Source organism: Winogradskyella pacifica (genome assembly GCF_013403915.1).
Lineage (GTDB): Bacteria > Bacteroidota > Bacteroidia > Flavobacteriales > Flavobacteriaceae > Winogradskyella > Winogradskyella pacifica.
The window spans coordinates 19834-35737 of record NZ_JABFDI010000006.1 but is presented as its reverse complement, the minus strand read 5'-3'; the positions used below and the strand labels follow the sequence as shown (position 1 = coordinate 35737).

General features: G+C 31.9%; 14 protein-coding genes. 1 reads left to right on the top strand and 13 read right to left on the bottom strand.

What is annotated here, in order from left to right; all coding sequences use genetic code 11:
- Positions 1 to 4 precede the first annotated feature (4 nt).
- From HM984_RS06925 to HM984_RS06885, 9 genes are all read right to left on the bottom strand, one after another.
- Positions 5 to 940 carry a glycosyltransferase family 2 protein gene (locus tag HM984_RS06925; RefSeq protein WP_092468568.1) on the bottom strand — a complete coding sequence of 312 codons (936 nt, stop codon included), beginning with the start codon at positions 938 to 940 and terminating at the stop codon, positions 5 to 7.
- Between the two features lie 8 nt (positions 941 to 948).
- Positions 949 to 1926: a sulfotransferase gene (locus tag HM984_RS06920; protein WP_092468566.1), complete on the bottom strand. Its 978-nt coding sequence runs from the start codon at positions 1924 to 1926 to the stop codon at positions 949 to 951.
- 22 nt (positions 1927 to 1948) lie between these two features.
- Positions 1949 to 2914: a hypothetical protein gene (locus HM984_RS06915; RefSeq protein WP_092468564.1), complete on the bottom strand. Its 966-nt coding sequence runs from the start codon at positions 2912 to 2914 to the stop codon at positions 1949 to 1951.
- Positions 2911 to 3840: a DegT/DnrJ/EryC1/StrS family aminotransferase gene (locus HM984_RS06910; RefSeq protein ID WP_092468562.1), complete on the bottom strand. Its 930-nt coding sequence runs from the start codon at positions 3838 to 3840 to the stop codon at positions 2911 to 2913. The genes HM984_RS06915 and HM984_RS06910 overlap by 4 nt, the downstream gene beginning before the upstream one ends.
- Complete coding sequence (locus tag HM984_RS06905; protein WP_218845030.1) at positions 3840 to 4535, bottom strand: WbqC family protein; 696 nt, start codon at positions 4533 to 4535, stop codon at positions 3840 to 3842. The genes HM984_RS06910 and HM984_RS06905 overlap by 1 nt, the downstream gene beginning before the upstream one ends.
- 11 nt (positions 4536 to 4546) lie before the next feature.
- Positions 4547 to 5620 (bottom strand): DegT/DnrJ/EryC1/StrS family aminotransferase, encoded by a 1074-nt coding sequence (locus HM984_RS06900; protein ID WP_179348631.1) that lies wholly within the window; start codon positions 5618 to 5620, stop codon positions 4547 to 4549.
- A gap of 5 nt (positions 5621 to 5625) precedes the next feature.
- Positions 5626 to 6903: a polysaccharide pyruvyl transferase family protein gene (locus HM984_RS06895; RefSeq protein WP_179348630.1), complete on the bottom strand. Its 1278-nt coding sequence runs from the start codon at positions 6901 to 6903 to the stop codon at positions 5626 to 5628.
- 33 nt (positions 6904 to 6936) lie between these two features.
- On the bottom strand, positions 6937 to 8160 hold the full coding sequence (locus HM984_RS06890; protein ID WP_092468555.1) for an ABC transporter ATP-binding protein: 1224 nt from the start codon (positions 8158 to 8160) through the stop codon (positions 6937 to 6939).
- 180 nt (positions 8161 to 8340) lie between these two features.
- The gene (locus HM984_RS06885) at positions 8341 to 9186 is read right to left on the bottom strand and encodes an ABC transporter permease (RefSeq protein ID WP_092468553.1); all 846 of its coding nucleotides are present in this window, start codon (positions 9184 to 9186) and stop codon (positions 8341 to 8343) included.
- 467 nt (positions 9187 to 9653) lie between these two features.
- Between HM984_RS06885 and HM984_RS06880 the strand changes: the two genes are divergently transcribed.
- Positions 9654 to 10022 carry an endonuclease domain-containing protein gene (locus HM984_RS06880; RefSeq protein ID WP_179348629.1) on the top strand — a complete coding sequence of 123 codons (369 nt, stop codon included), beginning with the start codon at positions 9654 to 9656 and terminating at the stop codon, positions 10020 to 10022.
- Between the two features lie 409 nt (positions 10023 to 10431).
- Here HM984_RS06880 and HM984_RS06875 read toward each other — a convergent pair whose 3' ends face one another.
- The 4 genes from HM984_RS06875 to HM984_RS06860 form a co-directional block, all read right to left on the bottom strand.
- On the bottom strand, positions 10432 to 11412 hold the full coding sequence (locus HM984_RS06875; RefSeq protein ID WP_179348628.1) for an SDR family oxidoreductase: 981 nt from the start codon (positions 11410 to 11412) through the stop codon (positions 10432 to 10434).
- On the bottom strand, positions 11412 to 12707 hold the full coding sequence (locus tag HM984_RS06870) for a nucleotide sugar dehydrogenase (RefSeq protein WP_179348627.1): 1296 nt from the start codon (positions 12705 to 12707) through the stop codon (positions 11412 to 11414). Before HM984_RS06870 ends, HM984_RS06875 begins: the two co-directional genes overlap by 1 nt.
- Positions 12704 to 13294, bottom strand: a complete 591-nt coding sequence (locus HM984_RS06865) for a sugar transferase (protein ID WP_218845029.1) — start codon at positions 13292 to 13294, stop codon at positions 12704 to 12706. The genes HM984_RS06870 and HM984_RS06865 overlap by 4 nt, the downstream gene beginning before the upstream one ends.
- A 130-nt stretch (positions 13295 to 13424) precedes the next feature.
- On the bottom strand, positions 13425 to 15899 hold the full coding sequence (locus tag HM984_RS06860; RefSeq protein WP_179348625.1) for a polysaccharide biosynthesis tyrosine autokinase: 2475 nt from the start codon (positions 15897 to 15899) through the stop codon (positions 13425 to 13427).
- Positions 15900 to 15904 lie beyond the last annotated feature (5 nt).

Genomic DNA, 15904 nt, shown 5'->3' with positions numbered 1-15904 from the left:
CTGTCTAAAATTTTAAATGAAGATATCTATTATAAAACTTTTGAAACCAAGGTCTATTTGGAAATTTCAATTTACTTATTCTATAAGTCACTTCTTTTATTTTTAATGATGCTATTTGTTTTTCTTCCGAATTCAATGCTGGGAAAATAGCTTTATAAAAATTCAGATAATTTTGTTGCTTCTTCAATGCACTTATACCAGAATAAACCCCATTATCATGTATTCGATATACACTCATCACTTCATCAATACATTGTATGTCTTTGTCTTCAGAAACCAACTTATAAATCCCCAAATCACCAAATGGTAATTTATGAAACCAGTTTGGAAATTCAAAATGCAACGGTTTTCTAAAAGCAACACTACACGTCGCAATGAAATTATAATGTTTTAAAAGTTCAATATACTTGAAGGAATTATTATAAAATGGCTTTGGAATATCGTGCATACTAAACACTTCATTTTTCAACAATTGTGCTCTTGTAAAACAAATATTAACATCTTGGTTATTTTCTAAAAAATCAACCTGTTTTTGTAACTTTAATGGGTCTGTCCAATAATCGTCGCCTTCGCAGAGGGCTATGTATTTGCCTTTGGCCGAGTACAGATTATATAACATATTAAATCTCCCAGAAGGACGGCCATTTATTGCTATATTATTCATTCTTTTATGCGCTATAAATCTAATTCTATTTGCATACTGTTTCGCATATTTTAAACAAATTTCTGTAGTTCCATCTTTACTATCATCATCTCCTAATATAATTTCAAAGTCAAAATTTGTTTTTTGATTTAAAATTCCCTCTAAGCATTCCTCTATAAATTTTGCGTGCTGATAGGTCTGTACACAAACACTAACTAAAGTATTTGAGCCAACTGCATTGGTATATTTTTTTACCTCCTCTTTTTGATATATAGTTTTAAAACTTTTAAAATCCATAACTTAACCTATCTGGTTTCAAAATATGATTTTAACTCTTTAAAAAGATCATCATTTATTTTTGCAACATCTCCGTTATTGAAAGAACTCTGAGTATTATCTGTATCAATTGCTGCACCTTTTTTATTTAATGTATTAATTAGATCGTTAGGTTTTTTACAAAAATCATTATAACTAATGGTTGTATAGTCTTCAGCATCCATTTTTAATAAATCTGCTTCTATAGATACATTATTTTCAATAACCTGCTCTATAACTTGTTCGGCTGGTTTTAATTTTTTGATGGTTTGATAATTCGGTGTTTTATAAGAATACCAGTCGTCATAATTTCCGAAAAAGCTTTCTCTTGCCAATAGTAATGACTGTGCATTGTAAATTACATCTCTTTTAATATATATAAAGTGGCAATTGGGTATTTTTTCTTTTAACTCATTAAGATTCCAATTTAAGTTCATAGCTTTCATTAAAAGCGGCTTATTTGCTGCAGCTTCTAAGGCATGTAATTCTTGTAAAAAGGTTTTCCAATCCACTTCATCCAATTCGCTTAAACTTAACTTTTGAGTTGCTCCAAACTTAAAAAATCGATTCCAAAAATACCAAAATTCATGTGGTTGCAATGGACCTTTTGTTTTTCCTAAAGTCGATTTAAATGATTTCTCTTCTTTATGTTCTTTAGAAAATATTTCGCCTTTATGATCAAAATCTATTAGAGCTTGTTGTATTCTATAACCTATATATGGTGCATAATAAAACCTTGACAAAAAATTGGTAGGATAACAAAAGTAGCTTGTATTAGCCAAAAATTGATATAATATTGTAGAACCACTTCTGGCACAGCCTACAATTAAATACACCTTCTTTGCTGGAACAGTGTAATCCTTTAATACTTTAGCTTCAGAAAAACCTAAAAGACTCTCTAATTCCGGGAAAATTTGTTCTAAAGATGTATTTTTTTTATGATCTTTTTTTCTTGTTTTATCTTCCATTATTAGTTGACTAAATACATGTTTATTGAATTCTACTTTTTATAGCCTGACTCACTCTTTTCAGGTCTTCTATTGTATATCTATGGTCTATAGGCAAAGGCAATAATTGTGTACTTATTTTTGTTTCGAATTCAAAGTTTAAGCTATCTAATCTTGCTGTAGTATCTAACCAATAATTGGGCAGATAAATTTTTTCATTGTATAATTCTTCTTTTTTAATAGGTCTATCTAACAAAAGTGGATAACAAAAACAATCAATTTCATCATCAGCAATCATTATATTATTAAAAGAATTAAATTCTTCACGAAAAAAATTAAAATTTCTATTTCTAATCGCTCTAATCTCTTTATAATTTAATGTTTGCAATATTTTTTCAGATAGTATAGAAATTCCCTTTATTTCTGAATTCAAAGATTTTTCATATTCTGAAAATTCTGAATAAGCTAGATCTTGAAAACCTAATAAACTATGTGTATTGTGATTAATAGAAACTTTAATATTTCTATTTATAAGTTGATTAATTTTATATTTTTTTGGAATATATAAAAAGGCCCCATCAGGAACTCCAAAATACTTTCTTGCTGTTGTAAATGAAATGCTATTAGCATTTAACTGTTTTTTATAAAAAGAATGCGAATTATCAATTATTAATCTACTGCTATATTTGCTAATTAGTGACGTAGTATATTCGGATTTAACTCCGAAAAAATCACAATAAACAATTATTTCATCCGTATCTAATTCTGGTAAACTCTTTATCTCTAATTGATTATCAATTTCATAAAACTCAAATTCTATATCTAGAAGAGTCATAGGTTCGTATAAAGCATCACAACAATAATAGGGAACATAAACCTTAGAAGGTTTAAGGGCTTGTAATACATAATTTAAACATGCTCTACCCGTTGATAACTTAATGGCATCGTCATGATATAACGAATCTCCTTTCGCTATTTCTAATTCAAAAAATCCCCCTATCCTCTTCATTTCTTTAACTCCTTTAAACCTTCTTCTAACAATTCTGCTAGATTATCTAACTCTACTTTATTTATGTCTTGGTGAATAGGTAAATTAAGTATATTATTAGATAAATAATATGTGTTTGAATATTTATCTTTAGAGATTGGATTTATTAAACGATAATATAATGCAATAAGTGTAATATTTTTTTCAATCATCCAGAAGTATAATTTTTCTCTTAAATTATTATTTACAGTAATTGGATAATTATGAGGAATATCTTCTAAAGCTAAACTCATTAAAGGCTTGATACCTTCAATATTTTTTATTAATTTGTCTAAATATTTATAATTTTCTATACGCTTGTCCGCAATAGCCTTTACGTCATATTTTATAACTTGTGAAGAATAGTTTACATCCAAAGTAATTCCAGAAAACAGCAGGTTAATATTTTCATTATTCTTAATTACCATTCCCCCTTTTTTCATTGGAAAAAATTTATGTAATGAATAAAACACGAAATCACCATAAGTACCACACCTAGAATAACTATATAAATTATAGTTGTATAAATGAGCACAATCCTCAACTATAATTATCTTATTTTCTTTACAGATTTTTACAATTTCTTCAATATTTTTTATTTTGAAACCAAAATAATGAACTAATAAAACTAAACCATATTCACCATTCTCTAATTTAGAAGTAATCTTATCCAAAGGAACTGATAAATCATTATTCAAGTCATAAAAATCATAAGAAACCTTAGAATTAATTATTGGGTCAAATATTCCCGAGCCTTCTCTTTCTGTAACACCAATATATGAAGGTAATAATACCTTATTAGACAAATTTGATGATTCCAAAATAGCATTCCATCCTTCTCTGGCAGAATTAAAATAATATAATTCTTTTTGAAAATTTTTTACATTTTCAGCTGATTTACTTATCATTAATCTATCAGTTTTATTTGAGTTAACATTTCCATTATACTTTTTTTATCAACAAACATTAAAACATCTATTATAGACAAAAATGGTTCAAATTCATTTGAAAATTGTTTGTAAGAAATAGGCTCAATCTCTAAAAACTTAAGAACAACATTATCATTAGTATATTTTTCTTTATTAAAAAAATCTTTACCTCCAATAGGATTGTAATAAGTTTTCGCATCTATGGCTTTGCATATATTTAAAGCCCATTCATCAGGATGGTTTGCTGCTTCAATTTCTACATCCATTTTAGACCAAATTTTTATCGGTGTAGAAATCTCTAGATATTCAGAAATTATAGTTAGTGCCTTAGCATTTAAACTAGTAATATCATAATATTCATCTTCAAATATCCGATCTAACAATAAAATAGTATTATTATAATATGGAGCTTTCTTTTTATAATGTTGTAATTGTGCATAAATCTTCTGCTTCCATTGTAATGAGTTATTTATTAAAATATGATTTATCACCGCATCCCTTTTGTGCTTTACTAAAGGAACTTTAATATAAATAGGCTCTCCTTTTAAGGATAAAATTCTATTTCGTTCAATCCAACCATGTCTAATATATTGTGGCGTATCAAATAAAATAAACAAATCTGTATGCTTAAGTAAAGCAAAATAACCCAAATAAGGCAAAAAATAAGGTTGCATAATAGCTACTTTCACAGTTCTTCTATTACTATAGTTAATATTCTATTTACATCTGAGATAGTTAAACCAGGATACATAGGTAAACATAATACTCTTGGTGCAATCGATTCAGATTCTGGACATTTTACATTGTTTACATACTCTAGTGTATTTAAACTCGGATAAAAATAGCGTCTTGGAAAAATTTGAGCAGAGTTCAAAGCATCTTTTACTCTTAATAACTGTTCTTCACTTTTAAATATTACTGGAAAATAGCTAAAATTCCATTCAGTTTCAGAACGTAATTTCAGCAACTGTAACTCCGTATCTTTAAAAGCTTCATTATAAATCTCACAGATAGTTCTTCGAGCATTAATAATCTTTTTCATATAGGGTAAAACGGCCAGTCCCATTGCCCCTTGTAACTCGCTCATTTTAGCATTAATTCCTATACTTTGAAATGCTTCTGGACCATCATGTCCAAAATTATGCATTGCAAAAAAAGTATTATATAATTCTTTGTCTTTAGTAAAAACAGCACCACCCTCACCTGTATGAAAGACTTTAGTTGCGTGAAAACTACAAGTACTTGCGTCTCCATAGTTAAATAGCGATTGTCCTTTATATGCAACTCCAAAACAATGTGCTGCATCATAAATCACTTTTAAATCATGTTTTTTGGCAATGGCTTCTATGGCTTCTACGTGACACGGGTTCCCAAATACATGAGTCGCTAAAATCGCAGTTGTACTAGAGGTAATTGCTTCTTCTAATTTCGTTTCGTCTATGGTAAGATATTCTGGGTGAATATCTACAAACACAGGTTCACAACCTTCCCATGCTATACTAGATGCAGTAGCAACATAACTAAATGGAGTCGTTATAATTTCACCAGATAAATCCATTGCTTTTATTGCAATTTGTAAAGGTAACGTGCCGTTAGTCATTGCAATAACATTTGGCACGTTCAATAATTCTTTTAACTTATCTTCTAGTTCTTTCACCAAAACCCCACGGTTAGTCATCCATCCTGTATCCCAAGCACGTTTTAAAATTGCTTGATACTCAGATTGCTCTGGTAAAAATGTTTTGGTGACGTTAATCATATAGATTAAAGGGTTTTCTTAAAAAAATTATAGCCAGGTATTTTTCTAAACGTATTCGTAATTTTATCTATTTTTTTAGAAATTTTGATAAGTTCTCTATGCTGCTTTTTTTCCAAATGATTTAATCTTTCCGACAATTGAGCTAAATCTCTAAATAAGATTTTGGTATTCGCATTTAAATCTTCTTTGTTGTACCAATATGCTGATGGTTCTTTAATTTCAAATGACAAATTATCTGACAAATTTAAGTCAGCCATTAATTTCATAAAATTATCAAATCTATGTTTGTATAAATTATTGAATTCAGAATAATCAGCTTGATCAAAAATATCTTGAATAGACAAATTTCCAATATCCTCATATTTTATATAAGGTATTTTATAAAACTCAGCAATCTCTTCTACCCTTACGTCTCTAGCAATCATTACTGCAGGAATCCCTTGTATTAAAGCTGCAACACAGCCATGTAATCTGGCTCCTAAAACAAAATCATGTTTTGCTACTTCTGCATACCATTCGTCAAATGTATGGACAAACATTCCTCTAGATTTAATTTGAGTTAAAGCATTTTCCCCATTCTTATGTAATTTATAATTTCCAAGTTCTGCCTTTTTTACAACTTGCTCATTATCCACAGCTTCAACAAACACAACTTCATCTAAAAAATCTTGTCCTAAAATTTTTACATCGTTTAATAAACTCTCATTTAAATCTGCCATTGTTCTGTGATAAACAACTAGGGGATTTTTAAAAGTTTTCTTCTTTTCAATTTTCAAATCTCTATTTAAAGGAGCAAATAAAGTTGGACAACCAAAATTAACAATATTTTCAGGATCAAAGCCTGATTTCAGAAGTACAGAAGCTGTATGCGGACCTCTCACACCTAAATAACCAGAAGATTCCACTACATAATTTAATAAGTCTTTTAAAGAATGGTGGATGTCATTAACCATTGAGCTACCCGCAGAATAATCTTGAATCCCTAACGAAAATGCTACTGTCTTTATTTTTAAATCTTTAACAAAATCAGTATATAAAGATACATCTCTCCAATTAGTGACATGAGTTGCAAAGGCTACTACACATAAATCATATGTATTTCTATAGTCTTCTATTTTTGAAAAATCATCAATATAATCTGCATTAAAAAAATCTATTAAAGTCCTAGAAATCAAACTAGCTCCATGATTACTCGCATATCTTGTATTTTCAGAACTCCATAAAGCATGATTAGAAATATCATAATTATATTCTGGCCCAAGACCTATCACCATTGTTTTCATTATACTTATTTTTTAATAATTTTTATATATTATTTATTGAGCCATTTCATATTTAGACTTCAGCAAGAAAGGAGCCCAAATTTCATCTTTTTGAAGCACTTGAAATACCAGTAAATTATTAACTCTTAATATGGGTTCTTTTCTCTTGTCCGCAAGTACTGTTATATTTATTGAGTATATACCTTTGGATAGGTTTATTCCCTCATGCTCAACAGTAAATAATAAATCTCTTCCTTCCATACTTAATTCATTAGAGTTTCTAACAAACATAGCCACTGGCCTTTGCTCCTTATCCATGATAAAAATTGAAATTTGAGGCACCCCAATTTCCTTTATTGCTTTAAATTTAAAATACAGTTTTAAATTATCACCCCAACTAATTTGTGGGATACCTTCTAGAATACTTTCAGGTTTTAGTAATTCAATTTTTTCTAATATTATAGAGTCATCAGTAAAAACGACCCCACTTTCATTGTTAGCAAAACGGTTATAATATAAATCAATGGCGCGACTTACATCTGGACCTTGAAATTTTACCTCGCCTCTATCCATTAAGATTATTTGACTGCAAATTCGAGACACCATAGGCATACTATGAGATACAAAAATCACAGCCGTATGTGGCAGAATAGTATCAATGGTTTTAAAACATTTTAACACAAACCCTAAGTCCCCAACCGCCAATACTTCATCTATAATTAACACATCAGGTTCCATTTGAGCTGCTATAGCAAACCCCAAACGCACTTTCATACCAGAACTGTAATGTTGTACAGGCATGTCTATAAATTCTTCAAGCTCTGCAAAGGCAATAATTGTTTCTAACTTACTATCTATTTCTTTACGGCTAAAACCTAAAATAGCTCCATTATTATAAATGTTTTCGCGCCCGCTAAGGATAGGGTTAAAACCAGCACCTAATTCTATAAGTGCACCTACTCGCCCTTTTATAGTTACTTTACCTGCATCAGGATTAATAAGTCCGTTAAGTATTTTTAATAAGGTACTCTTACCAGCACCATTATGCCCAATTAAGCCTAAACATTCACCTCGTCTCAACTCAAAACTAATATCTTTAACCGCCCAAAACTCCTTAGGCCGCAATAATCGGTCTTCACTAGAGCCAGAGACTCCACTCACCAAATCTTTTAGTCCATACCAAAGGCTAGTTTTAAGATCTTTGCAAAACTTTTTACTCAAACCCTCTACCTTTACAAGGACAGCATCATCAGCTATTATTTCATTTTTATCAGACATGTAATGTTTTGGTCTTTCTTTCTAAATTCTTTATCTTAAACGCTAAACTTTTTTTACTTCAATAAGCTCTTCCCTTATTTTTAAGGAAAGGTGAATTTGTTTTCCATCAAAGAAAACAAAGACGGAAGGGTTTTCTTCCTACTTCCTACTTTACACTTTTTACTAACGACTCTCAACCAACTACGCACTCAACCGCTCCACAATAATAGGAATTGAAATACGATAAATAATCAACCCTAAAAATAAAAACGGAATACAAATAGCAAGTACCACCAAAAAATAATTGAGATACTCTGGTGTAAACCCTACAACCAAATCTCTAGCCGTTAATAGAATCGGTGTTATAGGATTCCAAGTCATTATTGTTTTCATAATGCCAGTTTTAGGAATCGCATAAACAACAGGAGTCACATACATTAAAAACTGCATGCTAAACGTTATAATTTTACCAATATCTTTATATAATAGCCCTAAAGGAGTTAAAAACAAGCCCACAGTGGTTCCAAAAATAATAGCACCCAAAATAGCTATTGGGAACAACAGTAAACTCCATTGCAAACCAACACCATAAATAATAACAAATACAACTAGTATTAGTATTTTAATAGACGTGTCAAATAACAATTTATAAATACCAGAGAGCAATAAGGCCTCTTTAGGAAAATTAATTTTAGTTAAAATACCCTTCGCCGCTTGTGTACTCGTCATCGGAGAATTGATAGAAGCCACAATTATAGACCAAATTAAGGTTCCAGAAAACGCATACACAGGGTACGGAATCCCAGTATCAGACAATTTAATAGTACCACTACTATTCAAGAAAATCCACACAGCAGCAGTGGTTAACGGCATAATAAAAGCCCAAACAATACCCAAATAAGATTGGCGGTACATGGCTTTGATATCTCGTTCTGCTAATTGCCGTGCTAAAAACCGTGATTGAAACATATCGCTTAAGCTCGCTTTTAAAAGCGTGCCAAATTTTATGGTTCTTTGTTTTTGATAAACTCGAGTTTCTAAGGCCATGTATAGTTACAAATATTAAGGAAAACATCCTTTTTTTCAATAGGGCTAATATACTAATTCCATTAAGAATCTAAAACAAGGCCGCTAGAATAAAATATGATTTTAACGTGTTGTGATTTATGATAAAATCAAACCCACCGTCTAAACGGTCTTCGGCGGTTCAGCCACCTCCCTTTGACTAAAAAGAGGAGCACATATAGTAAACTAAGGTGAGTGAGTTAAACGACAAACTCTCTGGTTCAAAATTATAAAGTAAACCACCAACCACAACTCTCCTCTTTTTTGTAAAGAAGTACAAATAATTAAAGAAGCAAAATACAGAAAACAATGTCTAAAAGGACAATTTAAGCCAGCTCCCCTCTTTCCTTCAAAGAGGGGAATGAATTTACCGAAGGAACGAAGGTAAAGAAAAGGGGTGTTCAAAAAGTTAAGTTAAACCTCTGAATAAAATTCCTTATTTTTAATTCATGCCAAAACAAAATACCCATACCAAAAAAGCATTACAAGAATACAGAAGGGCATTAAGAAACAACTTAACACCTTCAGAAGCGCAGTTATGGAAACATTTAAAATCAAGACAACTCAGCAATAGAAAATTTCAAAGACAACACAGCATTGGTTATTACATAGTTGATTTCTACTGTGCTGCTGAAAAGTTAATTATAGAATTGGATGGAGAAATTCACAACAATCCAAAAGCACAAGAATACGATAAAAAAAGAACGCAATACTTAGAAAATTTAGGCTACAAAGTCGTTCGTTTTGAAAACAAGATGGTTTTTGATGCGCTTCCATCTGTTTTAGGGGAAATACAAGTTAATTTTAAAACTAAGTAATATGAATATAAAATCAAACCCACCGTCTGAACCTTCTACGGCGGTTCAGCCACCTCCCTTTGACTAAAGGGAGGAGCACATATTGGAGACCAAATTAAATTGTATAAACGACCTAGTTTCTAGTTCAATTTAGAAAAAAAAAAGAATTCTAAATAAAACTAAACACTTACCACAACTCTCCCCGCAGTTTTTAATAAAAGTATAATCCCGAAGTCAATGTCAAGAAAAAGTACCTAATCCCGCTCCCCTCTTTTTTTTCAAAGATGTTTAAATAATCAAAAAAGTAAAATCCAGTAAACAATTATAACAGATACCTCCTCAGCCTGCTCCCCTCTTTGAGAAAAGAGGGGTATGAATTCCCGAGGAACGAGATGAAGAAAGGAGTGTTCAACACGCAGAAGAGCGTATATTAAGAATCAAACGAATCCCAAGTAATCTTCAAACCTTCTCTTACGGTATATTTTGGTTCATACCCTAACAAGTTTTGCGCTTTAGAAATATCTGCTAAAGAATCTCTAACATCACCTTGTCTATTAGGTCCGTAAATAGCTTTTAATTCAGAATTGGCGGCAATGCGTAAAGATTCCCATAAGTAGTTAATAGTAATACGCTCACCACAAGCCACATTAAAGACCTCATTCTTAGCCTCTTTTGATGCGAAAAACCCTTTTACATTAGCCTGAACAACATTATCTATAAATGTAAAGTCTCTGGTTTGCTCACCATCACCATTAATTTTAGAAGGCTCATTATCTTTAAGCGCTTGCATAAATAAAGGAATTACCGCTGCATATGCACCATCCGGACTTTGTTTTGGCCCAAACACATTAAAATAGCGTAAGCCAATAACATCCGTATCATAAGTAGTACCAAAGACATCAGCATACAATTCATTCACATATTTTGTAACGGCATATGGAGATAAAGGCTTACCAATAGTATCCTCTACTTTAGGTAAAGCTTTACTATCACCATACGTTGAGCTAGACGCCGCATAGACCATACGTTTTACCGTTTGACTATCCTTAACCGCAATCATCATATTTAAAAACCCAGAAATATTAACCTCGTTGGTTGTTGCAGGATCGTTAATAGAACGCGGCACAGAACCTAAAGCGGCTTGGTGAGAGACATAATCTATCCCTTCCATCGCTTTTTTACAGGTCTCTAAATCACGAATATCACCTTCTATCAATTCGAAGGCTGGGTTATCCTTAAATTCAGTTAAGTTTTCACGATGACCATTAGAAAAGTTATCTAAAACACGTACTTTCTTAGCCTTATACTTTAATAAGTATTCCGTAAGGTTAGAGCCAATAAAACCTCCACCTCCTGTGATTAAAAAACTTAATTTAGAAAGGTCTGTTGTATGATGTGGGTTTGAATACATTATAGTCTAGCGTCTACGGTGTCTAAAGGAAGTAATGATTTTACATCGAAAACAACACCTGTTTGTGATTTTAGTTTTGTAAGATCTAATTTTAAGAATTGGTTGTGAGAGACCGCTAAAATTACCGCATCGTATTCAGAACTTAATTCAGTGAAATCAGTGATTAAATCTAATTTATACTCATGCTTTACTTCTTCAGCAGAAGCCCATGGATCATAAACATCGACATTAACATCGTATGTTTCTAACTCTTCAATAATATCAATAACTCTAGAGTTTCTAATATCCGGACAGTTCTCTTTAAATGTAATACCTAATACAAGAACTTTAGAACCTTTAATAGTCGCTCCTTTCTTAATCATCATTTTCACAGTTTCGGTAGCCACATAGCTTCCCATACTGTCATTCATCTTACGACCTGCTAAAATAATCTCAGGATCATAACCAGATTCTATCGCTTTTTGAGCCAAATAATAAGGATCGACTCCAATACAATGCCCACCTACTAAACCTGGTGAGAATTTTAAGAAATTCCATTTTGTACCTGCAGCTTCTAATACAGCCTTGGTGTCAATATCCAAAAGTCTAAAGATTTTAGACAATTCATTAACAAAAGCAATATTGATATCACGTTGTGAATTCTCAATCACTTTTGCAGCTTCCGCCACTTTTATCGATGGCGCCATATGAGTACCTGCAACGATGACCTTTTTATAAAGATTATCAACTTTTACCGCTATTTCTGGAGTAGAACCAGAAGTAACTTTCAATATTTTTGTAACCGTATGCTCCTTATCACCTGGATTAATTCGTTCTGGTGAATAACCAGCATAAAAATCTTTATTATAAACGAGTCCAGAAGTTTTCTCTAATACAGGAATACAAATATCTTCTGTTGCTCCTGGATAAACCGTAGACTCATAAACCACGATATCATCTTTAGATAATACTTTTCCAACTGTTTCACTAGCCTTTATTAAAGGAGTAAACACAGGTTTGTTTAAAGCATCTGTAGGCGTGGGCACTGTGATAATATAGTAATTAGCAACGGTTAATGCTTCTATATCATCTGTAATATAAAGACCTTTGCTAGCATTTAAATCTGACGTTAATACCGATTTTAAATGATCATTTTCAACTTCTAAGGTTTTATCTAATCCTGTATTTAATTCACTGATGCGCTGTTTATTAATATCAAAACCAACGACAAAGAATTTTTTTGCAAACTCTACAGCAAGTGGCAAACCAACATAACCTAATCCAATTATTGCAATTTTATCTTCTGAATGATTCATTTGTTTAAAATAGATTTTAAAATAAGTCTCAAATCTAAGTAAAAACTATAATTCTGAACGTATTTTTTATTGATTTTCACCTTATCAACCCATATAATCGTTCTATTGTAGTGTTCTGGGTCATTTTGAAGCTTTAGACGCTGTTCTTCATCTCGGTATTTTAAGGTCGCCGGACCAGTAATTCCTGGTTTGACTTTTAAAATAATGCGATCGTCGCCAGTTAATTCGTCAGCAAAACCCTGCAAATCAGGTCTCGGACCAACAAAACTCATATCACCTATTAAGACATTATAAAGCTGAGGTAATTCATTTAATTTAGTTTGCCTTAAAAATTTACCTATAGAAGTTGCACTACTTTCTAATTGCCCTAATTGATGGTCTCCATCTACTAAAGTTCTAATTTTATAAATCCTGAAAAGTTTTCCATACTGACCAACACGAAGTTGAGAATAGACTCCCCATTGTTTAGTGTCTATTGTAGCAATGAGTACTAATAAAATAATAGGAAAGATAAGTAATGGTAGAAATAGTATGACAACGACAACATCAAAAATACGTTTAACTTTAAGTTGCGATTTACTAATCATAAGCATACTGTTAAAAACCATTTAAAAACCTACAGCTCTGGCCCTAACTTCAAAAGAAGACAAATTGAATTTCATGAACAACCAACAGCCAACAGCCAACAGCCAACAGCTAAAGGCCAAAAGCCAACAACTAGATCCGCTTCAAAAACTCTTTTATCTTCTTAAGAATAGACTGATCATCTTTTTCGTGATACGTACTACCATAGACACCGTAGCCATAACCATAGCCATAGCCGTAGCCATAACCATAATTACTGTTGTTTTTATGCCTGTAAAAGTTGAGCACGTAACTTACGTTTTTAAGCTCTCCACTTCGATGTTTAGCATTTACCAATTGAAGCATACCTTTTTTTGTATAGTCTAATCGGACCATAAATATAGTGGCATCTGCATATTGCGTTAATTCTAAAGCATCAGTAACCAAACCTAAAGGCGGAGTATCTAGAATAATGATATCATAATCTTGCTTAAGCATACTAATAAGCTCCCTTAATTTATCACTCATCAATAACTCCGAAGGGTTAGGTGGGATTGGGCCAGAAGGAACAACATCCAAATTCTCAACTTGTGTATGGGTAACAATATTGTCAAAGGTATCATCTCCGATAAGATAATTAACCACACCTTTCTCATTAGTAATATTAAAATCATCAAAGATTTTTGGCTTACGTAAATCCAAACCTAATAAAATGGTTTTTTTTCCTGAAAGCGCATAGACTGTAGCAATATTAATGGATGTAAATGTTTTTCCTTCTCCACTAACAGAAGAGGTTACCATTAATGTATCTGCCTTATGAGCTCCTGTTCTCTTATTTTTAAAAATAAATTGCAAACTCGAACGGATGGCTCTAAAAGATTCAGCTACAGCAGATTTCGGTTTTTCAAAAGCTACCAAGTTATTTTTATAGCGGTATTTACCGACTAAACCTAATATAGGGATTTTAGACAATCGGGCAATCTCATCAGATCCATGAATGGTACTATCTAACAAATAGACAATAAAAATTAATAACATCGGAAGAAAAAAGCCTAGCATTAAGCCCATCATATAATTAAGACTCTTATTAGGCCCTATTAAACCTCCTCCAATATCTTTAGCTTCATCAATTACAGTAATATCAGAAATGTTTGCCGCTTTTACAATAGCAGCTTCACTGCGTTTTGCTAGGTAAATATCATAAGCTTCCTGACTGAGATCTAATTTTCGTTGAATCCTTAAAAACTGTTGCTCATCTTCTGGTAATCCACTTAATTTTGATTCTAAAGTTGCAATATTACTATTCAAAGTTCTTATTCGCACACCAATCGTTTCTTTGGTAGCATCTATGGTTTCAAGCAATACATTTTTTTCAGAATCAATACGGCGATCCAATTCTTTAAAAAGCCCTGACCCCTCTTTAGTGGTATATTCTAAATTTTGACGCTCTGCTGCCAAAGCAACAATCTTGGAAACACCACCAAGTACGTTTCCTTCTTCAATACCAACACTCGTAGGAGCTGCTATATTAGTATAATCAGTTTTAGTGTTTAAATAAATTTCAAGGTTATTTAAATAATCTAGTTTAGATTCTTCATTTCGCTTTTCCAATTCAAATTGGCGCAGCTCCTCTGAAATTTGAGAGATTTCAGTGCTTACGTCAAACACCTTGTTATCTCTTCTAAACGTATTCATCTCATCCGTAAAATCTTCAAGATTTACATTTACGGCTGCCAAACTACTATCAATAAATTTTATGGTGTTCGTGGCGTATAGGTTTTTACGCTTCAACTCGGTTTTACTCAAAATTTCAGAAGTAGCATTCAGGTAATCTACAATTTTAGCTTTATTATGACCTGCCAACTGTAAATTTAAAATAGAACCTGCGGAAGTCCCAACTGGGGTAATCATAACACTAGACTTGTAACTATTAACCACTCCATCAAAATTACTAAACCGAAGATAATATTCCGATCCTGGTGTAATGCTACGCTCCGGCTTTACTATAATTTGACCATTTAAAAATGGTAACGCAATAACCTCACCACTTTTATTTTTTTTTGTGAATACGCCTGTTGGCACCTTTGCTGTAGATTTAGATTTATCTCCATAGGTTTGTGTAGAAACACTTGCTTCTTCAAATGCAGTAAAGACCTCAAATTCATTAGCATTTAAAAACCGTATCCCAATTGGGTAGCTCAATGCTTGAGCTTTAGATTTATCTATAATAAATTCAAAAGGCGCGCTTTTATAAATATCTATTTTTCGGTACTTACCTTCTTCTAGGTAATCCATATAATACTGAAGAGAATCCACAACAATTTCATTATGGGTACGCGTTTTTATAGCGGTCATTACTTTACCGACTTTTCCAGAGGTTCCTCCCCAATTAAAGGATATACTAGTATTAGCCGTAAAAAATGGATTCTGATCGTTTTCTATAGAAATTAAAGAATCTAAGCGGTAAACATTTTGCTTTCTTACGTTAACAAAATAAGCGATTAGCATAGCTGCGCCAATGCAAATCAACACAAATTTCCATAGATTTAATACTTTAAAAAGATAACCTCTAAAATCAAAACTTATACTTTGCGAATCTTGGTCTTCTAAATCGTCATAATCTTTCATGTGTA

Bases quoted from the DNA above. Each gene is read 5' to 3' on its own strand.
- HM984_RS06925 (WP_092468568.1), bottom strand. From the start codon at position 940: ATGGATTTTAAAAGTTTTAAAACTATATATCAAAAAGAGGAGGTAAAA.
- HM984_RS06920 (WP_092468566.1), bottom strand. From the start codon at position 1,926: ATGGAAGATAAAACAAGAAAAAAAGATCATAAAAAAAATACATCTTTA.
- HM984_RS06915 (WP_092468564.1), bottom strand. From the start codon at position 2,914: ATGAAGAGGATAGGGGGATTTTTTGAATTAGAAATAGCGAAAGGAGAT.
- HM984_RS06910 (WP_092468562.1), bottom strand. From the start codon at position 3,840: ATGATAAGTAAATCAGCTGAAAATGTAAAAAATTTTCAAAAAGAATTA.
- HM984_RS06905 (WP_218845030.1), bottom strand. From the start codon at position 4,535: ATGCAACCTTATTTTTTGCCTTATTTGGGTTATTTTGCTTTACTTAAG.
- HM984_RS06900 (WP_179348631.1), bottom strand. From the start codon at position 5,620: ATGATTAACGTCACCAAAACATTTTTACCAGAGCAATCTGAGTATCAA.
- HM984_RS06895 (WP_179348630.1), bottom strand. From the start codon at position 6,903: ATGAAAACAATGGTGATAGGTCTTGGGCCAGAATATAATTATGATATT.
- HM984_RS06890 (WP_092468555.1), bottom strand. From the start codon at position 8,160: ATGTCTGATAAAAATGAAATAATAGCTGATGATGCTGTCCTTGTAAAG.
- HM984_RS06885 (WP_092468553.1), bottom strand. From the start codon at position 9,186: ATGGCCTTAGAAACTCGAGTTTATCAAAAACAAAGAACCATAAAATTT.
- HM984_RS06880 (WP_179348629.1), top strand. From the start codon at position 9,654: ATGCCAAAACAAAATACCCATACCAAAAAAGCATTACAAGAATACAGA.
- HM984_RS06875 (WP_179348628.1), bottom strand. From the start codon at position 11,412: ATGTATTCAAACCCACATCATACAACAGACCTTTCTAAATTAAGTTTT.
- HM984_RS06870 (WP_179348627.1), bottom strand. From the start codon at position 12,707: ATGAATCATTCAGAAGATAAAATTGCAATAATTGGATTAGGTTATGTT.
- HM984_RS06865 (WP_218845029.1), bottom strand. From the start codon at position 13,294: ATGATTAGTAAATCGCAACTTAAAGTTAAACGTATTTTTGATGTTGTC.
- HM984_RS06860 (WP_179348625.1), bottom strand. From the start codon at position 15,899: ATGAAAGATTATGACGATTTAGAAGACCAAGATTCGCAAAGTATAAGT.